Consider the following 15,870-nt stretch of genomic DNA (forward strand, 5'->3'; position numbering starts at 1 on the left):
TGTGGTGGTTTGATATAAGACACAGTCCCTGCGGAGCGGTGGCCCAGCCTAGCACCTGGGGTCAGATCCCTTTGCCCGTCGGGCAAAGGGATCTGACCCCATCCGAGGTTCCGGCGACACAAATAAAAAGCCCCGCTGACCAGGGGGAGGTCAACGGGGCCGGGGAACGGGCACTTGGGGAGGAGTCCCCGTTCCGAGATCTGCTCCAGGGGATGGGAGAGATCCACAACAGGCATTGCGCCTGTCGGGAGTTATAGAAGCACTCCGAACACTAACGGTTCGTGAAGGGGCCCCATTTAATGAAATTCAATCGGGGCAACATTCATGGTCGAGTCAGAAACCCCCGACTCATGAACACATTCACGTCGTTTTCGGCCTGAAATGCCGTCAGTGCGCTTCGTCCCAGTTGTTGCCGACGCCCGTGTCGACCACCAGAGGCACCCGCAGTTTGGCCGCTTGCGACATGCGCTCCACCACCTGCAAACGCAAGTCTTCCACGAAACTGCTTTCGGTTTCGAACACCAGTTCATCGTGCACCTGCAGGATCATCCGTGCCGGTGCCCCGCTGTCGCGCAGCCACTGGTCCACATTCACCATTGCACGCTTGATGATGTCGGCGGCGGTGCCCTGCATCGGCGCGTTGATCGCGGCGCGCTCGGCCCCGGCACGCAGGCCCTGGTTGCGGGCGTGGATGTCGTTCAGGTACAGGCGGCGGCCGAACAGGGTTTCCACATAGCCCTGGTCACGGGCCTGCTGGCGCATCCGCTCCATGAAGTCGCGCACGCCCGGGTAGCGGCTGAAGTACAGCGCCACATAGTCCTGCGCCTGGCCCCGGTCGATGCCCAGGTTGCGGGCCAGGCCGAAGGCGCTCATGCCGTACATCAGGCCGAAGTTGATCGCCTTGGCGGCGCGGCGCTCGTTCGGGGTCACCTCCTCCAGCGTGCGCCCGAACACCTCGGCGGCGGTGGCACGGTGCACGTCGGCGCCCTGCTCGAAGGCGCGCACCAGGCCCGGATCCTCGGACAGGTGCGCCATGATCCGCAGCTCGATCTGCGAATAGTCAGCGGCCAGCAGCTGGCAGCCTTCCGGCGCCACGAACGCGCGACGGATGCGGCGGCCGTCCTCGGTGCGGATCGGGATGTTCTGCAGGTTCGGGTCCGACGAGGACAGGCGGCCGGTAGCGGCGCCGGACTGGTGGTAGCTGGTGTGCACCCGACCCGTGTCCGGATTGACCATCTCCGGCAGCTTGTCGGTGTAGGTGCTGCGCAGCTTGGCCAACCCGCGGTAGTCGAGGATCACCCGCGGCAGTTCGTGCTGGTCGGCAATCGCTTCCAGCGCCTCTTCGTTGGTGCTGGGCTGGCCCTTCGGGGTCTTCACCACCGCCGGCAGCTTCAGCTCGTCGAACAGCACCGCCTGCAGCTGCTTGGGCGAATCCAGGTTGAAGCTGCGCCCGGCCAGCTCGGTGGCCTTCTGCTGCGCGGCCAGCATGCGCGAGGACAGGTCCTGGCTCTGGCGGCGCAGTTCGTCGGTGTCGATCCGCACGCCGTTGGCTTCGATCGTGGTCAGCACCGGCACCAGCGGCATCTCGATGGTGCGGTACACGCTGTCCAGCGCCGGCTCGGCCAGCAGCTGCGGCTGCAACGCGTGGTGCAGGCGCAGGGTGATGTCGGCGTCTTCGGCCGCATAGCGGCTGGCTTCGTCGATGCCTACCTGCGAGAACGGGATCTGCTTGGCGCCCTTGCCGGCCACGTCCTCGAACTTGAGGGTGCTGTAGCCCAGGTAACGCAGGGCCAGCGAATCCATGTCGTGGCGGGTGGCGGTGGAATTGAGCACGAAGCTCTCGAGCATGGTGTCATCGTGGTAGCCCTGCACCGCCACGCCGTGGCGGCGCAGCACATGCAGGTCGTACTTGCCGTGCTGGCCCAGCTTCTTTTTCGTTGGGTCCTGCAGCGCCGGGCGCAGTGCGTCCAGCACCTGCTGCATCGGCAGCTGGGCCGGCGCACCCGGGTAATCGTGGCCGACCGGAATGTACGCCGCCCTGCCCGGCTCGACCGCCAGGCTGATGCCGACCAGGCGCGCGCGCATCGCATCCAGTGCGTCGGTCTCGGTGTCGAAGCTGATCAGCTCGGCCTGCTGCAGGCGTTCGATCCAGGCCTGCAGCTGCCCGCTGGTCAGCACGGTCTCGTATTCACCCGGCGCGGACAGTGCCGGATCCAGCGTGCCGGCGGCGGGCGCCTCGACGCTGCCACGCGCGAAGCCGGCCGCAGTGCCGCGCAAGCTCGGGGTTGCCTCGCTGGCCGCTGCCGGCGCCGGCACAGGCGCGCCCAGCTCCTTCAGGGCCTGGGTGAAACCGTAACGCGTATACAGCTCGGTCAGCGCCGGCACATCCTGCTCGCGCAGCGCCAGCGTGGTCGGGCTGGCCTCCAGTTCCACATCGGTGCGGATCGTCACCAACTCGCGGTTCAGCGGCAGGCGTTCCAGTGCAGCGCGCAGGTTCTCGCCGATCTTGCCCTTCATGGTCGGCGCGGCCGCCATCACCCCGTCCAGGTGCTGGTACTCGGCCAGCCACTTGGCGGCGGTCTTCGGCCCGCACTTCTCCACGCCCGGCACGTTGTCGACCGCGTCGCCCATCAGCGCCAGCAGGTCGATGATCTGATCGGCGCGCACGCCGAACTTGTCCATCACCGCCGCGTCGGAATCCATGCGGCTGCCGGTCATGGTGTTGACCAGCTCGATGCCCGGCCGCACCAGCTGGGCGAAGTCCTTGTCGCCGGTGGAGATGGTCACCTTCAGGTCCTGCGCCAGGCCCTGCAGCGCAAGCGTGCCGATCACATCGTCGGCTTCCACGCCGGGGATGCGCAGGATGCTGATGCCCAGCGCTTCGACGATGCGGCACATCGGCTCGACCTGGCTGCGCAGTTCATCGGGCATCGGCGGGCGGTTGGCCTTGTACTGGTCGTACAGGTCATCACGGAAGGTCTTGCCGGGCGCATCGACCACGAACGCGACGTAGGCCGGGCGCTCCTTCAGCGTCGAACGCAGCATGTTGACCACGCCGAACAGCGCGCCGGTGGGTTCACCCTGTGCATTGGACAGGGGCGGCAGCGCGTGGAACGCGCGGTACAGGTAACTGGACCCGTCGATCAGGACTAATCTGCTCATGCGCCGATTCTACGCGCCCGTGCCTGCACCGCGGCGACACGGCGCGCACACCGCGATGGGGCATAATCAGGGCTCTTTCCAGGCAAAGGCCCCCGCCGATGAAGACCCTGATGCTGGCTTCCCTGCTCCTGCTCGCTGGCTGCGCCAGCATGGGTGGCGCGGGTGCTCCCCCGGTGGACGTCAAGGGCGCGGATGTGTCCAGGCGTACCATGGACAACGGCGATGTCATCGAGGAATACCGTGTGTCCGGCCAGCTGCGCATGGTCAAGGTGACCCCGTCGCGCGGTGCCCCGTTCTACATGTACGACAAGAACGGCGATGGCCGATTCGACAACGACAAGGATGGCGTGTCGCCGGTCTACTGGAAGCTGTACAGCTGGTGAGGTGACCGGGTCGGATCCCTGCGATCCAGTAGATCCACGCCATGCGTGGATTCACCCCAGCCCCCTACAAAAAACAACGCCGGCACGCATCCTGCGCACCGGCGTCGGGTCCCCTCCCCGGGGAACGCTTCAATCAGGGGGTATGGATCAGCGGATGACCAGTACCGGCAGCGTGCTGCGCGCCAGCACCTCGGCAGTCTGGCTGCCCAGCAGTACACGGGTCACGCCACGGCGGCCGTGCGAGGTCATCACGATCAGGTCGCTGTTGCGCTCGGCCGCCGTCTCGATGATGCCGTCGGCCGCGTAGCGGTCCAGCACGTGCACCGGGTTGGCCGTGATGCCCTGCTCGGCGGCCTTGGCCAGCGCCGGCTGCAGCACCTTCTGCGCGCCTTCCTCGCGGTCAGCCTTGTATTCCGGGCTGTTCATGTAGCCCACACTCCAGCCCATGGCGTCATACATGCCCACGGCCCACGGCTCGGACACGGTCACGATATCGACCTCGGCATTGAGGTCCTTGGCCAGCTCCAGGCCCTTGGCCAGGCCCTTGTCGGCCAGCTCGGACCCGTCAGTGGCAATCAGGATGCGCTTGTACATGGTAGGGCTCCGTGGCGGTCTGCCAGATGGGAACAACACCATTACACACCGGATGTGGAGGCGGCGCCTTGAGCAGGATCAATCCGGCGCCGTGCAGCGGCCCGTGCGCGCCACCCGCTTGCCCGCCCCCCTTCTGTAGAGCCGAGCCCATGCTCGGCTTCGGATGCATGAGCCGAGCATGACTCGGCTCCACATTTTCCGCCCTCAGGCGATCTGCACCACGCGTGCGTTCTGGCACAGGGGGTAGCTGCCCACGAATTCAGCGATCGCATCGCGCATCGCCTCGAACGATTGGCCGTACATGTACAGCGCGGTCTCGCTCGGGCCCTGCCACCAGCTGCAGATCTCGCCAAGGCCATCAATGCGCTCGGACAGCTGCTCGAACACGTGGTTGGAATCGCACTGTTCGTAGACCTCGTCCGGCAGGTTCAGGCCATCCAGGTAGATGCCCAGGCCCGCGGTCACGCCGAAGCTGCGATCGGCTTCACCCGCGCCCTGGATCTTCGAGCCCTTCGGTGCACCCAGCTGCTCCAGCAGGTCGATCAGCTTGGGCACGCCATCGGCATCGACCAGCGCCACTTCGATATCGCCGTATTCGACCTCACCCAGATCGGACATCGCCGTGCCGCCGCCGGTGATCTCGCCGACATTGGCCGCCTGCAGCAGCGCATCGAGTGGGTCCTCGAACAGTTCGTGGCGATGCTCCGGCTGCAGCCGGGCGTTCAACTTCACGGTGACGTGCAGCGTAGGTTCGGTCATGGGACGTTCCTGGAAGAAGTGCCGCCTATTGTAGAGCCGAGCCCATGCTCGGCTGCTTTTCCCGCCAGAAGCAGCCGAGCATGGGCTCGGCTCTACAACAGCCCGTCAGCGCAGGTACGGGGTCACCTTGCGCTTGAGCAGCTCCACCAGCACCGGGTCCATGTACTCGTAGTCATCCGGGATATCCAGGCAGATCACTCGCTTCTCCTTCAGCCACGGCTTGTAGCGGCTGGACAGCCGGTTGCGGTGCGCCTTCTCCATCACGAACACCAGGTCGGCCCACTGCAGCAGCTCGGGGCTGAGCACTTCCTCGGCGTCGGCCAGCAACCCGGCTGAGGCGGTCTCGATGCCCGGCCAATCGGCGAAGACCTGCTCGGCGGTGGGGCTGCGCAGGCGGTTCTGGCTGCAGAGGAAGAGCACGTTGCGGGTCATGAGCGCAGCCTAATCGGGGTCGGATCCCTTTTCCAACGGAAAGGGATCCGACCCCTCGGCGGTGATCAGATCACCGTCAGGTTGGCGTAGGCCATCACCAGCCACTTGCTGCCGGCGTCGGCGAATTCGACCTGCACGCGGGCGTGCGCGCCGCTGCCTTCGTAGTCGGTCACCATGCCTTCGCCGAACTTGGGATGGGTAACCAGCGCGCCGAGCTTGATCGGCGGCGCCTCGATCGAGGCATGACCCATCACTCGGCTGGCGCCCATCGAGGCCGGTCGCGAGACCTGCACCTTGGGGCGCACTTCGTGCAGCAGTTCACGCGGGATCTCGCGCAGGAAGCGCGACGGCAGGCTGTAGTTGTCCTGGCCGTGGATGCGGCGCGATTCGGCATAGCTCAGCACCAGCTTCTGGCGCGCGCGGGTGATGCCGACGTAGGCCAGGCGGCGCTCTTCTTCCAATCGCCCGCTTTCCTCCAGCGAACGTGCGCTGGGGAACAGGCCTTCTTCCAGGCCGGCCAGGAACACCAGCGGGAATTCCAGGCCCTTGGCCGAGTGCAGGGTCATCAGCTGCACACCATCCTCGCCGGCCTGCGCCTGGCCTTCACCGGCCTCCAGCGCGGCATAGGCCAGGAACGCGACCAGCTCGTCCATGTCCTCGCCCACTTCCTCGATGTCGTCGGCGCGGCGCACGAAGCGCGAGGCGACCGAGACCAGTTCGTCGAGGTTGTCGGTGCGCGATTCCGAGTCCAGCGCGTTGCGGCTTTCCTTGCTCCAGTGCTCGCGCAGCTGCGAGCGGGCCAGCACGTGGTCCACGCGCTCGGCCAGGGTCATGTGCACGGTCTGCGCCTGCAGCTCGTTGACCAGCCCCAGGAAGCCGGCCAGCGCATTGCGCGCGCGTGCGGCCAGCGCGTTGCCCTGGGTGACCAGCATGGTCGCTTCCCACAACGAAATGCCCTGCGCGCGCGCCTCGCGGCGCACTTCGTCCAGCGTGCGGTCGCCGATGCCACGTGTCGGGGTGTTGACCGCGCGCTCGAAGGCGGCGTCATCGTTGCGGTTGGACAGCAGGCGCAGGTAGGCCAGCGCATCCTTGATTTCGGCGCGCTCGAAGAAGCGCATGCCGCCATACACGCGGTACGGCACCTGTTCGCTCAGCAGCGCTTCTTCCAGCGCGCGCGACTGCGCGTTGCTGCGGTAGAGCACGGCCACTTCGGTGTAGCTGCCACCGTCGCGCACCCACTGGCGGGCGCGCTCGACGATGTAGCGCGCCTCGTCCATCTCGTTGTACGCCGCATACAGGTCGATCGGCTCGCCGTCGCCGCTGTCGGTCCACAGCTGCTTGCCGATGCGATCCGGGTTGTGCGCGATCACCGCGTTGGCGGCGCCGAGGATGTTGGCGGTGGAGCGGTAGTTCTGCTCCAGGCGGATGGTCTGTGCGCCCGGGAAGTCGCGCAGGAAGCCCTGCACGTTCTCGACCTTGGCACCGCGCCAGCCGTAGATGGCCTGGTCATCGTCGCCGACCACGAACACGTGGCCGGAATCGCCGGCCAGCACGCGCACGAAGGCGTACTGGATGGCGTTGGTGTCCTGGAACTCGTCCACCAGGATTTCGCGGAAGCGCGCGCGGTAATGCGCCAGCAGGGCCGGGTTGTCGCGCAGCAGTTCATGCGCGCGCAGCAGCAGCTCGGCGAAGTCGACCAGGCCGGCGCGGTCGCAGCGTGCCTGGTACTCGATGTAGGCCTGGCGCATGGTTTCCAGCCACGCATCGTGCGGTTCGGGCTGGATGTGCTGCGGGCGGCGGCCTTCGTCCTTCTGCGCGTTGATCCACCACGCGATCTGCTTGGGCGGGTACTTGCCGTCGTCCAGCTCCAGCGCCTGCACCACGCGCTTGACCAGCCGCAGCTGGTCGTCCGAGTCCATCACCTGGAAGCCTTCTGGCAGCTTGGCGTCCTGCCAGTGCAGGCGCAGCAGGCGGTTGGCCAGTCCGTGGAAGGTACCGATCCACATGCCACGGCTGCCATGGGGCAGCTGGGCGTCGATGCGGTGGCGCATTTCGCCGGCCGCCTTGTTGGTGAAGGTCACCGCGAAAATGCCGTGGGTCGGCACGCCATCGACTTCATGCAGCCAAGCGATGCGGTGGGTGAGTACGCGGGTCTTGCCGGAACCGGCACCGGCCAGCACCAGGTGGTGGCCGGGGGGAGCGGAGACGGCTTCGCGCTGGGCCGGGTTCAGGCCATCAAGCAGGTGGGAGACATCCATGCCTCCATTTTACGGCATCGCCGTCGCGGCTCCTGCGACCACCTGGCTGGCCAGCGCCTGCGCCTGCTGACGCAGTTCAGGCACCGCCAGGCTTTCCCACAGGCTGCCGATGCGCAGGCTGCCGAGCACGCCCAGCCGTGCCTGCGGCTGGCCACCGGCAGCACGCAGGCGGTCGCCCGGCACCGTGCTGTCCAGGCCCAGCCCATGCGGGCCGGGGCGTGCCAGGCCCTCGGCCTGCAGCTGCTGCAGCAACGGATTGCGCAGCGCATTGGCGCGGGTTTCCACGCCGGTGGCGTTGACCACGCCGCCGATCGTCCAGTGCTGTTCATTGCCGTTGGCATCGCGACCCGACAGCCGCAGGGCATCGCCTTCGCGGCCGACGCGTTGCAGGCGGGACCGGTGAATGCGCAGTTGGCCGCTTTCGATCAGCGCCTGCAGCTGTGCGTCGACCTCTTCGGCGATGCGGTGGCGATGCACGTCCCAGTAGCGCACCACATGGCGCAGGAAGCGGCGCTGGTCGGCCGCGTCGAGGCTGCACCACAGCGCCTGTCCATGCGGACGGATGCGGTCCATCACGCCCTGCCACGGCAGCCCGTCGGCCTGCGCCTGGCGAGCGAACCCGCGCAACGCGCGCAGGCGCTGGCGCAGGCTCATCGGCAGCAGCGCAGCCGGGTCGAACGTGGGCAGGCCACCATGCGCATGCGGAAGCGGCAGCAGGCCATGGCGCGAGATCACGTGCAGCGGGCCGGTGTGGCCGGCGGCAACCAGCGCCAGCACGGTGTCGGCCATGCTCAGGCCGGAGCCGACGATGGCCACGGCCTGCTCACCGGCCAGGGTACGCACGCCGTCGTAGTCCCAGGCCTCGATCACATCATCGGCGGGCAGTGCCTCGGCACCGGCCACCGGCAGCGGCCGCATGCTGTTGCCGGTGGCGAGCACCGCCTGCACGGCGTGCAGCGTCTGGGCATCGCCAAGTGTCAGCCGGTAGCCATGGTCATCCGGCTGCAGGCCCAGCACCGGCTGCGCGATCACCTGCAGCTGCGCCGGGCTGGCCGCAGCGGCCTCCTGCAGGCGCTGCTGCAGGTAGGCCGCAAAGTAGTGGCGGCATACGTAACGCTCGCCCAGCACCTCGCGCGCCTCGCCCGGGTAGGCGTTGGCGGCCATCAGGTAGTCGAGGAAATCGCCAGGCTGGTCGGCAAACGCACTCATCTTCGCCGCCGGCACGTTCAGCAGGTGCTCCGGCCACGGCGTGGCATAGGCGATGCCCTGCGCCAGCTGCGAGGCGGGTTCGAAGATGGCAATCGCCAGCGGCGCCTGGGCCTGGCGCAACACCTGGATCGCCACCAGCACCCCGGCCGCACCACCGCCGATGATTGCCAGGTCCAGTTCGCCATTACGCGGTGAATCAGTCATGCGCCGATTGTAGGCCATCGGCGATGACGGGCCGGGTTGCCGAAGCGGGCGATTGCCGCCATCTCACATCAACGCATCGGCCAGACGTGCGATGCCTTCGCGGCTGCGCCGCCACGTGGGGCGGCTGCGCCACTGCTGCAGGTCCAGCTGCCGCGACTCACGCAGGTAGCCATCCTCGATCGCACACAGCTGCTGCACCAGCGCGCGGTCGTAGCAGACCAGGCCGATCTCGGCATTCAGCGCGAATGAGCGGATGTCCATGTTGATCGAGCCGAGCACGGCGATGTCCTCGTCCACGCTCATGTGCTTGGCATGCAGGAACTGCGGCTCGTACAGCGCGATGCGCACGCCACAGCGCAGCAGCTCGTCGTAGTAGGCCTCCTGCGCCCACGACGTCAGCCGCTGGTTGTTGCTGGCCGAGAGGATCAGCTGCACCTGCACGCCGGACAAGGCCGCAATGCGCAACGCACTGAGCGTGGCTTCGTCAGGCACGAAATACGGCGTGACCATCACCAGCCGTCGCCGTGCCAGGTGGATCAGCGCCGCCACCGCATCACGCGCGTTGCTGTACGGATAGGCCGGGCCGCTGGGCAGCAGCTGGGTGGCGATGTCGTCGCTGCACTCGGGCACATCGGCGATGACGTCCAGGCGCTGGCCGGTTTCCATGTACCAGTCGCTGGCGAACACCGCTTCCAAATGCGCCACGGCCGGGCCACGCACGCGCGCCACCAGCTCGCGGTTCGGGTGGCCGGGCACGAACTGCGGGCCGGCCAGGTTCTGCGAACCGACATAGGCCACTTCGTTGTCGATCACCGCGATCTTGCGATGGTTGCGCAGATCCATGCGCCCGCTGCGGCGCCAGCGCAGGCCACCGGGCAGCATCGCGCGTACCTCGATGTCGCGCGCCTGCAGGCGCTTGCGATAGGCGCGCAGGCCGCGCTTGGCACCCACCGCATCCAGCAGCACGCGGCACTGCACGCCCCGTGCAGCCGCACGCTGCAGTGCCTCGACGATAGCCTCGCCGACCGCGTCGTCGAACATCAGGTAGTACAGCAGGTGCACCCGGTCTTCGGCCTGGTCGATGTCGGCGATCAGCGTGTGCAGCGATTCGTCGTAGTCGGTCAGCAGATCGACGGCGTTGCCGTGCACCGGCATGAAATCGCCCTGGCGCTGCACCAGCGGCACGATTTCGGCGCTGGCGGTGTCCGGCTGCGGTGTCCAGCGCAGGCGATGCTGCAGCGCCTGTTCCTCGCGGATGACCTGCGAGGCCTCGGCCTGGCGGCGGATGCGCTCGCGCGACAGCCACGGGTGGCCGAACAGCAGGTACAACGGCAGCCCCAGCAGCGGCACGAAGCCGACCAGCAGCAGCCAGCTGCGCGCCGCCCCCGGCGTGGTGCGGGTGGGGATCCAGCACAGCGCGACCAGCCGGATCAGCCAGTCGATCAGCAGCAGGTAGGAACCCAGCAACCACTCGAACAGCATCGTGTCGCCCGTCGGGAGGTGATGGGCCATTCTGCCCAGCGGCCTTTGTAGAGTCGAGCCATGCTCGACTGCCTTTCGGCCCGACCGCAGAGCAGCCGAGCGTGGGCTCGGCTCTACAGAATGGCTCAGTGCCGCACCGGCACCTCGCACAGCTGGCGTACCGAATCGGCATGGCGGCGGCCGTTGAGCGCCATGCAGGCAATGGCCTGCGCGGCCCGCTCCAGCTGCGCCTCCGGCAGCGGCGACGGTGCGCCGTTGGCCAGTGCCAAGTGGTGATCGCACAGCAGCAGCGCCATGCCCTCGATGCCTTGCAACATGCGCTGCAGGCGCAGCCAGCCCAGTTCCAGGTCCTGGCGGTGTGATGGGGTGTTCATGCAACCTCCTTCAACGGATCTGGCCACCGGTGAAGGTGGCGGACGATGCGTGGTTGCAATACCGGGGAACAAGCAACGGAAACCAAACCGGCGGGCACGCGGCCCCCACGCACCGCCCGCCATAAGGCAGAGCGGGTCGCCAGCCGCTGCACACGCAGAGACAGCGGCTGGCGAATTTACCGTTACTCGATTCCTCGGGATTGCAAGCCCGACCGCTGCAACCGCAGCGGCTCGCCATCATGGGCACGGCCACGCCCGTCGTTCCAATCGATTTGAACCGTGCGAGGCGCCGGAACCGGTAGGAACAATCACTTATCGCATTCAGCCCTTCGCTCCAGGCATGGTGCCATTGGCGACAGCGTGCGCAGGGACTGCCCAGTGCCGACCAACGGTCGGCACCCACCACGGCAATGCAGGAAGTTCCCACCACCCGAATGCCAGACATGAAAAAACCCGCCACAGGGGCGGGTTTCTTCGCGGGGACCAGCAATCCGTGCGGATTACTTGATCTTGCCTTCCTTGTACAGGACGTGCTTGCGCACGACCGGATCGTACTTCAGGAATTCCATCTTCCCCGGGGTGTTCTTCTTGTTCTTGTCCGTGGTGTAGAAGTGGCCGGTACCGGCCGAGGAAATCATACGGACCTTATCGCGCTTGCCTGCCATGATGCTTTACTCCTCAGACCTTTTCGCCGCGCGCACGCAGCTCAGCCAGAACGGAATCAATGCCGTTCTTGTCGATGGTGCGCAGTGCATGCGCGGAAACACGAAGCTTGACCCAGCGGTTCTCGCTGGCCACCCAGAAACGGCGCTCGTGCAGATTCGGCAGGAAACGACGACGGGTCTTGTTGTTGGCGTGCGAGACGTTGTTACCCGTCTGCACTCGCTTGCCGGAAACCTGGCATACGCGGGACATTGCGCACCTCGATAGTAGTAGTTGTCAGCCCGTAGCCCGGGAGACGGCGGCCTCGATGGTTGCCCACCACACGTCAAGAGAATCAAAGGGTTACGCTGGCGTTGGGCGGCCGGGGACGTGCTCCCGGGGACGCCGCCCGGTAGAAAACCGGACACAGCGAGCCGCGCATTATGCACCGGTTCAAGCACTTGCGCAAGTTACCCACAGGCGGGGACTGAACCGGCAGGACCGGGGGCACTCCGCCAACCGGCATACTGGCCCGGACCACTGCGGAGCTTCCCATGCGGCTGCTGGCCCTGACCTACGGAACCGAAGGCGACACACGTCCCCTGGCCATGCTCTGCCATGGGCTGATCGGCGCGGGCCACGAGGTGACGCTACTGGCCGATGGCGGCACCTTGGGCAGCGCGCAGGCCCTGGATGTGCCCCACGCGGCCCTTGAGGGTGACATCCATGACGACGTGGTCGCCCTGGTCTCGCGTGGCAACGGCGTTGCCGCCGCCAGTACCGGCCTGGCACGGATGGCGCTGCAGCATGTCAGCAGCTGGATGCGCCAAGCCGATGCCGCCGCCGAAGGCTGCGATGCGATTCTGACCGGTGGCCTGGCGGCCTTCGTCGGCATGAGCGTGGGCGAACGCCGCAGGATTCCCGTCATCGGCAGCGGCATGATTCCGCTGACCCCGACGCGGGCCTTCCGCTCTCCGTTCCTGCCACCGGGACGCTCGCCGGGCTGGTTGAACCGCGCCAGCTATGGGCTGGTCAACGGCCTGATCTGGCGCCAGTTCCGCCGGCCGATCAACGCGGCACGCCAGCAGTTGGGGCAATCGCCGCGCCGCGCGCTGTGGTCCGGCCTGCCGATGCTCTATGGCATCTCACCGCAGCTGCTGCCGCTACCGGCGGACTGGCCGGCCGACCACATCGTCTGTGGCCAATGGCGGCTTCCTGATGCGCCCTGGACGCCCCCGGCCGATCTGCGGGTCTTCCTTGATGCCGGCCCGCCGCCGGTCTACCTGGGCTTCGGCAGCATGACCGGCTTTGATCGCGAACGCGTGCTGCCGGCCCTGCTGCAGGCGCTGGCGCCACGCCGGGTGCTGCTGTTTCCTGGCTGGGTGGGACTGCCTGCGATGCGCTTGCCCGATTCGGTCTTCGTACTGGGGCCGACCCCACACGAAGCGCTGTTCCCGCGTTGCGCACTCGCCATCCACCACGGTGGCAGCGGCACCACGCATTCGGCCTGCCGGGCCGGCATTCCCTCGCTGGTGATGCCGTTCGCTGCGGATCAGTTCTTCTGGGCCGATCGCCTGTGTCGGTTGGGCGTGGCACCGGCACCGTTGTCACCGAAGCGACTGGATGCAGCAACGCTGGCAGCAGCCATCACCTTCGCAGAAGCCGACGCAGTACGCGCACGCGCGGCGGCCCTGGGCGTGGCGATGAGCGATGAAGACGGGGTGGCCTGTGGCGTGGCGATGATCGAGCGCTGGTTACGGCCGATGTAACAGCGGGCAAGCCTCAGCGCAGGTGCGGAATCACCTGGGCCAGCAGATGGGCATCCTTGAGCGCACCGTGCAGGCCCCGGTTGCCGGGGATGCGCAGGCGCTGCAGCACATCGTCCAACTTGTTGCCCTGGCCGGGCCAGCGCCCGCGCGCCAGCTTCAGGCTGCAGGTGATGCGGCAGTGCTGGGCCAGCGTGCCGGGAATGCCGGCCAGGCGCAGCTCGTTGTCCAGGAAACCCACGTCGAAGGTGGCGTTGTGCGCGACCATCTCGCTGCCGCGCAGGAAGTCCAGCAGTTCAGCGGCCTTGCTGGAGAACAGCGGTTTGCCCACCAGCATTGCATCGCTGATGCCATGCACGCGCTGTGCGCCCCAGTCCACCTTGCGCTGCGGCTGCAGGTAGGTGTGGAACTGGCGGCCGCTGAGCTGGCCGTCGATCAGTTCGACGGCGCCGATTTCGATCACGCGGTGCCCCAGGCGGTGGGAGATGCCGGTGGTTTCGGTGTCCAGTGCGACGATGCGATTCATGCGTGGCGATGTTTCCTGTTGCGTGCCGCGATGATTTTCGCATGCCTGCAGCAGGAAGCCCTCCCTGTAGCCGAACCCGTGCTCGGCTCACGCGCGAAGCGCGGGCCTTGAGCGTTGGAGCGAGAAGCAGCCGAGCGTGGGCTCGGCTCTACAGGTGCGTGTGCATCACCCCAACGCTTCCACCACCCAATCGATGAACACCCGCAGCCGCTGGCTCATGTGCCGGTTCGGCGGGAACATCACATGCATCGGCATGGGTGGAAGCTGCCAGTCCTGCAGCAGCGGCAGCAATTCGCCGCGCGCCACGTGCGGCGCGGCCATGTAGCTGGGCAGCGCGACCACGCCCAGCCCCGCCAGCGCCGCCGCCAGATAGGCGTTGCCGTCGTCGAAACCGACCGTGTAGCGGCCCTGCACCTCGATGCGCTCATCGCCACGTTGCGCGCTGAACACGCGTGCGCGACCACTGCGCGGGCTGAGGAAGCCGACCATGTGGTGGTCCGGCCCTTCCAGCGCGCGCGGGTCGGTCGGCACGCCGAAACGCTTCACATAGCCGGGGCTGGCGTGGAAACCGATCGGCAGCGCCGCCAGCGGCCGCGCGACCAGTGCCGGGTCGGCCGGGGTGCCGCCGCGGATCACGCAGTCGACGTTGTCGGCGATGACGTCGACCTCGCGGTCACTGACGCCGATATCCAGCTGGATCTCCGGGTAGCGCGCCTGAAACTCCGGCAGCGCCGGTACCAGCCGCAGCCGCGCGTAAGGCCCCGGCACATCCACCCGCAGGCGGCCGCGCGGCTGGCTGGCTGCGTCACCCAGCCCGCCCTCCACCTCTTCCAGCTCGGCCAGCAGGCGGGCGATGCGCGGGTAGTAGGCCGCACCGTCGGCGGTGACGCTGACCCGGCGCGTGGTGCGGTTGAGCAGGCGCAGCCGCAGGTGTGCCTCCAGCTGCTGCACCAGCTGGGTGGCCGTGGTGCGGCTGATCTGCAGGGTCTGCGCCGCACGGGTGAAGCTGCCAGTCTCCACCACCCGGGCAAACGCCCGCATCGCCTCGAAACGGTCCATGGCTGGCCGTGATTGTTTGGAATTGGCAATCAATCTAGGCCGATCATCGCGGTTTATCCAGACACCGCTGGCGGGGAGGATGGCGTCCTCTCCCACGGGATCTTCCCCATGTCACAGCGTGATGTCGTTTTCCCCGCCGGCCGCCAGGCCCTGTACGAGCGCAACCGCTACTCGCCGGCGATCCGATCCAACGGTTTCCTGTTCGTCTCCGGCCAGGTCGGCAGCCGCGAGGACGGCTCGCCCGAGCCGGACTTCGAAATGCAGGTGCGCCGCGCCTTCGAGAATCTCAATGTGGTGTTGGCTGCCGCAGGCTGCACGTTCGATGACGTGATCGACGTGACCGTGTTCCTGGTCGATCCGGAGAAGAACTTCGAGAAGGCCTGGGCGATCGTGCCCGAGTACTGGGGCCAGGCGCCGCACCCGACCCTGACCGGCATCGGTGTGACCTGGCTGTACGGGTTCCAGTTCGAGATCAAGGTGATCGCGAAGCTGCCGTGACCCGGGTAGTGCCGGCCGCTGGCCGGCAACGCGGTGGGGTCAGAGCCCTTTCCGGAGGAAAGGGATCCGACCCCGCGCCCGGTCCACCTGAACGGGAGAATCCGACGGATTCCCGAAGCGCCCATTGATATTGTATCCGGCGAAAACCGCTTGCTAGCCTCCCTTCCATGCGCCGGATCACCCGCCAACTGCGTACGTACCTGATGCTGCTGCTGATGGCGGCATTCGTGGTCGTGCCGGTGGCCGACGTGCTGGCCTGCGCGGTCGAACCGCACGACACCACTGCGGTGCACGTGGAAAGCAACACCAACGATGCCGAGGGTGACAGTGACAGCAAGCACGCCGGTGCCTGCAGCCACAACCACTGCCACCACTCGAACCTGAGCCTGCCGGCCAGCAGCCTCGCCGCCTTCGGTGCGCCGCTGCCGGCGCGCTGGATGAATGCCGGCGACGCGGCGACCTATGCGGTCGCCCAGGATGAATTGACGCGTCCCCCCCGGGCGTGAGTTGAGCGCGTCCCGC

General features: G+C 67.2%; 16 protein-coding genes. 4 read left to right on the top strand and 12 right to left on the bottom strand.

The window, feature by feature from the left end:
- Positions 1–387 precede the first annotated feature (387 nt).
- Positions 388–3,162, bottom strand: coding sequence for a DNA polymerase I (polA, locus tag A7X97_RS15660; RefSeq protein ID WP_111008162.1), 2,775 nt, complete (start codon positions 3,160–3,162; stop codon positions 388–390).
- Between the two features lie 98 nt (positions 3,163–3,260).
- On the opposite strand from polA, the gene A7X97_RS15665 reads away from it, so the two are divergent.
- Positions 3,261–3,545: a DUF2782 domain-containing protein gene (locus tag A7X97_RS15665; RefSeq protein WP_049443782.1), complete on the top strand. Its 285-nt coding sequence runs from the start codon at positions 3,261–3,263 to the stop codon at positions 3,543–3,545.
- Positions 3,546–3,692: 147 nt separating this feature from the next.
- Here A7X97_RS15665 and A7X97_RS15670 read toward each other — a convergent pair whose 3' ends face one another.
- From A7X97_RS15670 to rpmB, 9 genes are all read right to left on the bottom strand, one after another.
- Positions 3,693–4,139 carry a universal stress protein gene (locus tag A7X97_RS15670; RefSeq protein ID WP_005420335.1) on the bottom strand — a complete coding sequence of 149 codons (447 nt, stop codon included), beginning with the start codon at positions 4,137–4,139 and terminating at the stop codon, positions 3,693–3,695.
- A 204-nt stretch (positions 4,140–4,343) separates the two neighbouring features.
- The gene (locus A7X97_RS15675; protein WP_088496992.1) at positions 4,344–4,898 is read right to left on the bottom strand and encodes a thioredoxin domain-containing protein; all 555 of its coding nucleotides are present in this window, start codon (positions 4,896–4,898) and stop codon (positions 4,344–4,346) included.
- Positions 4,899–5,003: 105 nt separating this feature from the next.
- Positions 5,004–5,330 carry a low molecular weight protein tyrosine phosphatase family protein gene (locus A7X97_RS15680; protein WP_072167797.1) on the bottom strand — a complete coding sequence of 109 codons (327 nt, stop codon included), beginning with the start codon at positions 5,328–5,330 and terminating at the stop codon, positions 5,004–5,006.
- A gap of 65 nt (positions 5,331–5,395) precedes the next feature.
- Positions 5,396–7,588 carry a DNA helicase II gene (uvrD, locus tag A7X97_RS15685; protein ID WP_088497393.1) on the bottom strand — a complete coding sequence of 731 codons (2,193 nt, stop codon included), beginning with the start codon at positions 7,586–7,588 and terminating at the stop codon, positions 5,396–5,398.
- Between the two features lie 9 nt (positions 7,589–7,597).
- The gene (locus tag A7X97_RS15690) at positions 7,598–9,019 is read right to left on the bottom strand and encodes an FAD/NAD(P)-binding protein (protein ID WP_111008163.1); all 1,422 of its coding nucleotides are present in this window, start codon (positions 9,017–9,019) and stop codon (positions 7,598–7,600) included.
- Between the two features lie 45 nt (positions 9,020–9,064).
- Entirely contained in the window at positions 9,065–10,483 is a 1,419-nt protein-coding gene (cls, locus tag A7X97_RS15695; RefSeq protein WP_014648869.1) for a cardiolipin synthase, read from the bottom strand.
- Between the two features lie 125 nt (positions 10,484–10,608).
- Entirely contained in the window at positions 10,609–10,857 is a 249-nt protein-coding gene (locus A7X97_RS15700) for a hypothetical protein (RefSeq protein WP_005420350.1), read from the bottom strand.
- Between the two features lie 500 nt (positions 10,858–11,357).
- On the bottom strand, positions 11,358–11,525 hold the full coding sequence (rpmG, locus tag A7X97_RS15705) for a 50S ribosomal protein L33 (protein WP_169411268.1): 168 nt from the start codon (positions 11,523–11,525) through the stop codon (positions 11,358–11,360).
- A gap of 10 nt (positions 11,526–11,535) precedes the next feature.
- A complete protein-coding gene (gene rpmB / locus A7X97_RS15710; protein WP_005411638.1) occupies positions 11,536–11,772 on the bottom strand; it encodes a 50S ribosomal protein L28 in 237 nt (78 codons plus the stop codon).
- 281 nt (positions 11,773–12,053) lie between these two features.
- Between rpmB and A7X97_RS15715 the strand changes: the two genes are divergently transcribed.
- The gene (locus A7X97_RS15715) at positions 12,054–13,268 is read left to right on the top strand and encodes a glycosyltransferase (protein ID WP_072167794.1); all 1,215 of its coding nucleotides are present in this window, start codon (positions 12,054–12,056) and stop codon (positions 13,266–13,268) included.
- 13 nt (positions 13,269–13,281) lie between these two features.
- Here the strand turns inward: A7X97_RS15715 and dnaQ are convergent, their stop codons facing one another.
- On the bottom strand, positions 13,282–13,791 hold the full coding sequence (dnaQ, locus tag A7X97_RS15720; protein WP_005420353.1) for a DNA polymerase III subunit epsilon: 510 nt from the start codon (positions 13,789–13,791) through the stop codon (positions 13,282–13,284).
- Between the two features lie 165 nt (positions 13,792–13,956).
- Entirely contained in the window at positions 13,957–14,850 is an 894-nt protein-coding gene (locus tag A7X97_RS15725) for a LysR family transcriptional regulator (protein ID WP_111008164.1), read from the bottom strand.
- Positions 14,851–14,958: 108 nt separating this feature from the next.
- Here A7X97_RS15725 and A7X97_RS15730 point away from each other — a divergent pair, with 108 nt between their 5' ends.
- A complete protein-coding gene (locus tag A7X97_RS15730; protein WP_072167792.1) occupies positions 14,959–15,348 on the top strand; it encodes a RidA family protein in 390 nt (129 codons plus the stop codon).
- A 167-nt stretch (positions 15,349–15,515) separates the two neighbouring features.
- Positions 15,516–15,854: a hypothetical protein gene (locus A7X97_RS15735; RefSeq protein ID WP_072167791.1), complete on the top strand. Its 339-nt coding sequence runs from the start codon at positions 15,516–15,518 to the stop codon at positions 15,852–15,854.
- The last annotated feature ends 16 nt before the right edge of the window (positions 15,855–15,870 follow it).

Source organism: Stenotrophomonas sepilia (assembly GCF_003244875.1).
Lineage (GTDB): Bacteria > Pseudomonadota > Gammaproteobacteria > Xanthomonadales > Xanthomonadaceae > Stenotrophomonas > Stenotrophomonas sepilia.

What these genes read in the sequence shown, in the direction of transcription:
- polA (WP_111008162.1), bottom strand. Translation starts at nt 3,162, where the DNA reads ATGAGCAGATTAGTCCTGATCGACGGGTCCAGTTACCTGTACCGCGCG.
- A7X97_RS15665 (WP_049443782.1), top strand. Translation starts at nt 3,261, where the DNA reads ATGAAGACCCTGATGCTGGCTTCCCTGCTCCTGCTCGCTGGCTGCGCC.
- A7X97_RS15670 (WP_005420335.1), bottom strand. Translation starts at nt 4,139, where the DNA reads ATGTACAAGCGCATCCTGATTGCCACTGACGGGTCCGAGCTGGCCGAC.
- A7X97_RS15675 (WP_088496992.1), bottom strand. Translation starts at nt 4,898, where the DNA reads ATGACCGAACCTACGCTGCACGTCACCGTGAAGTTGAACGCCCGGCTG.
- A7X97_RS15680 (WP_072167797.1), bottom strand. Translation starts at nt 5,330, where the DNA reads ATGACCCGCAACGTGCTCTTCCTCTGCAGCCAGAACCGCCTGCGCAGC.
- uvrD (WP_088497393.1), bottom strand. Translation starts at nt 7,588, where the DNA reads ATGGATGTCTCCCACCTGCTTGATGGCCTGAACCCGGCCCAGCGCGAA.
- A7X97_RS15690 (WP_111008163.1), bottom strand. Translation starts at nt 9,019, where the DNA reads ATGGCCTACAATCGGCGCATGACTGATTCACCGCGTAATGGCGAACTG.
- cls (WP_014648869.1), bottom strand. Translation starts at nt 10,483, where the DNA reads ATGCTGTTCGAGTGGTTGCTGGGTTCCTACCTGCTGCTGATCGACTGG.
- A7X97_RS15700 (WP_005420350.1), bottom strand. Translation starts at nt 10,857, where the DNA reads ATGAACACCCCATCACACCGCCAGGACCTGGAACTGGGCTGGCTGCGC.
- rpmB (WP_005411638.1), bottom strand. Translation starts at nt 11,772, where the DNA reads ATGTCCCGCGTATGCCAGGTTTCCGGCAAGCGAGTGCAGACGGGTAAC.
- A7X97_RS15715 (WP_072167794.1), top strand. Translation starts at nt 12,054, where the DNA reads ATGCGGCTGCTGGCCCTGACCTACGGAACCGAAGGCGACACACGTCCC.
- dnaQ (WP_005420353.1), bottom strand. Translation starts at nt 13,791, where the DNA reads ATGAATCGCATCGTCGCACTGGACACCGAAACCACCGGCATCTCCCAC.
- A7X97_RS15725 (WP_111008164.1), bottom strand. Translation starts at nt 14,850, where the DNA reads ATGGACCGTTTCGAGGCGATGCGGGCGTTTGCCCGGGTGGTGGAGACT.
- A7X97_RS15730 (WP_072167792.1), top strand. Translation starts at nt 14,959, where the DNA reads ATGTCACAGCGTGATGTCGTTTTCCCCGCCGGCCGCCAGGCCCTGTAC.
- A7X97_RS15735 (WP_072167791.1), top strand. Translation starts at nt 15,516, where the DNA reads ATGCGCCGGATCACCCGCCAACTGCGTACGTACCTGATGCTGCTGCTG.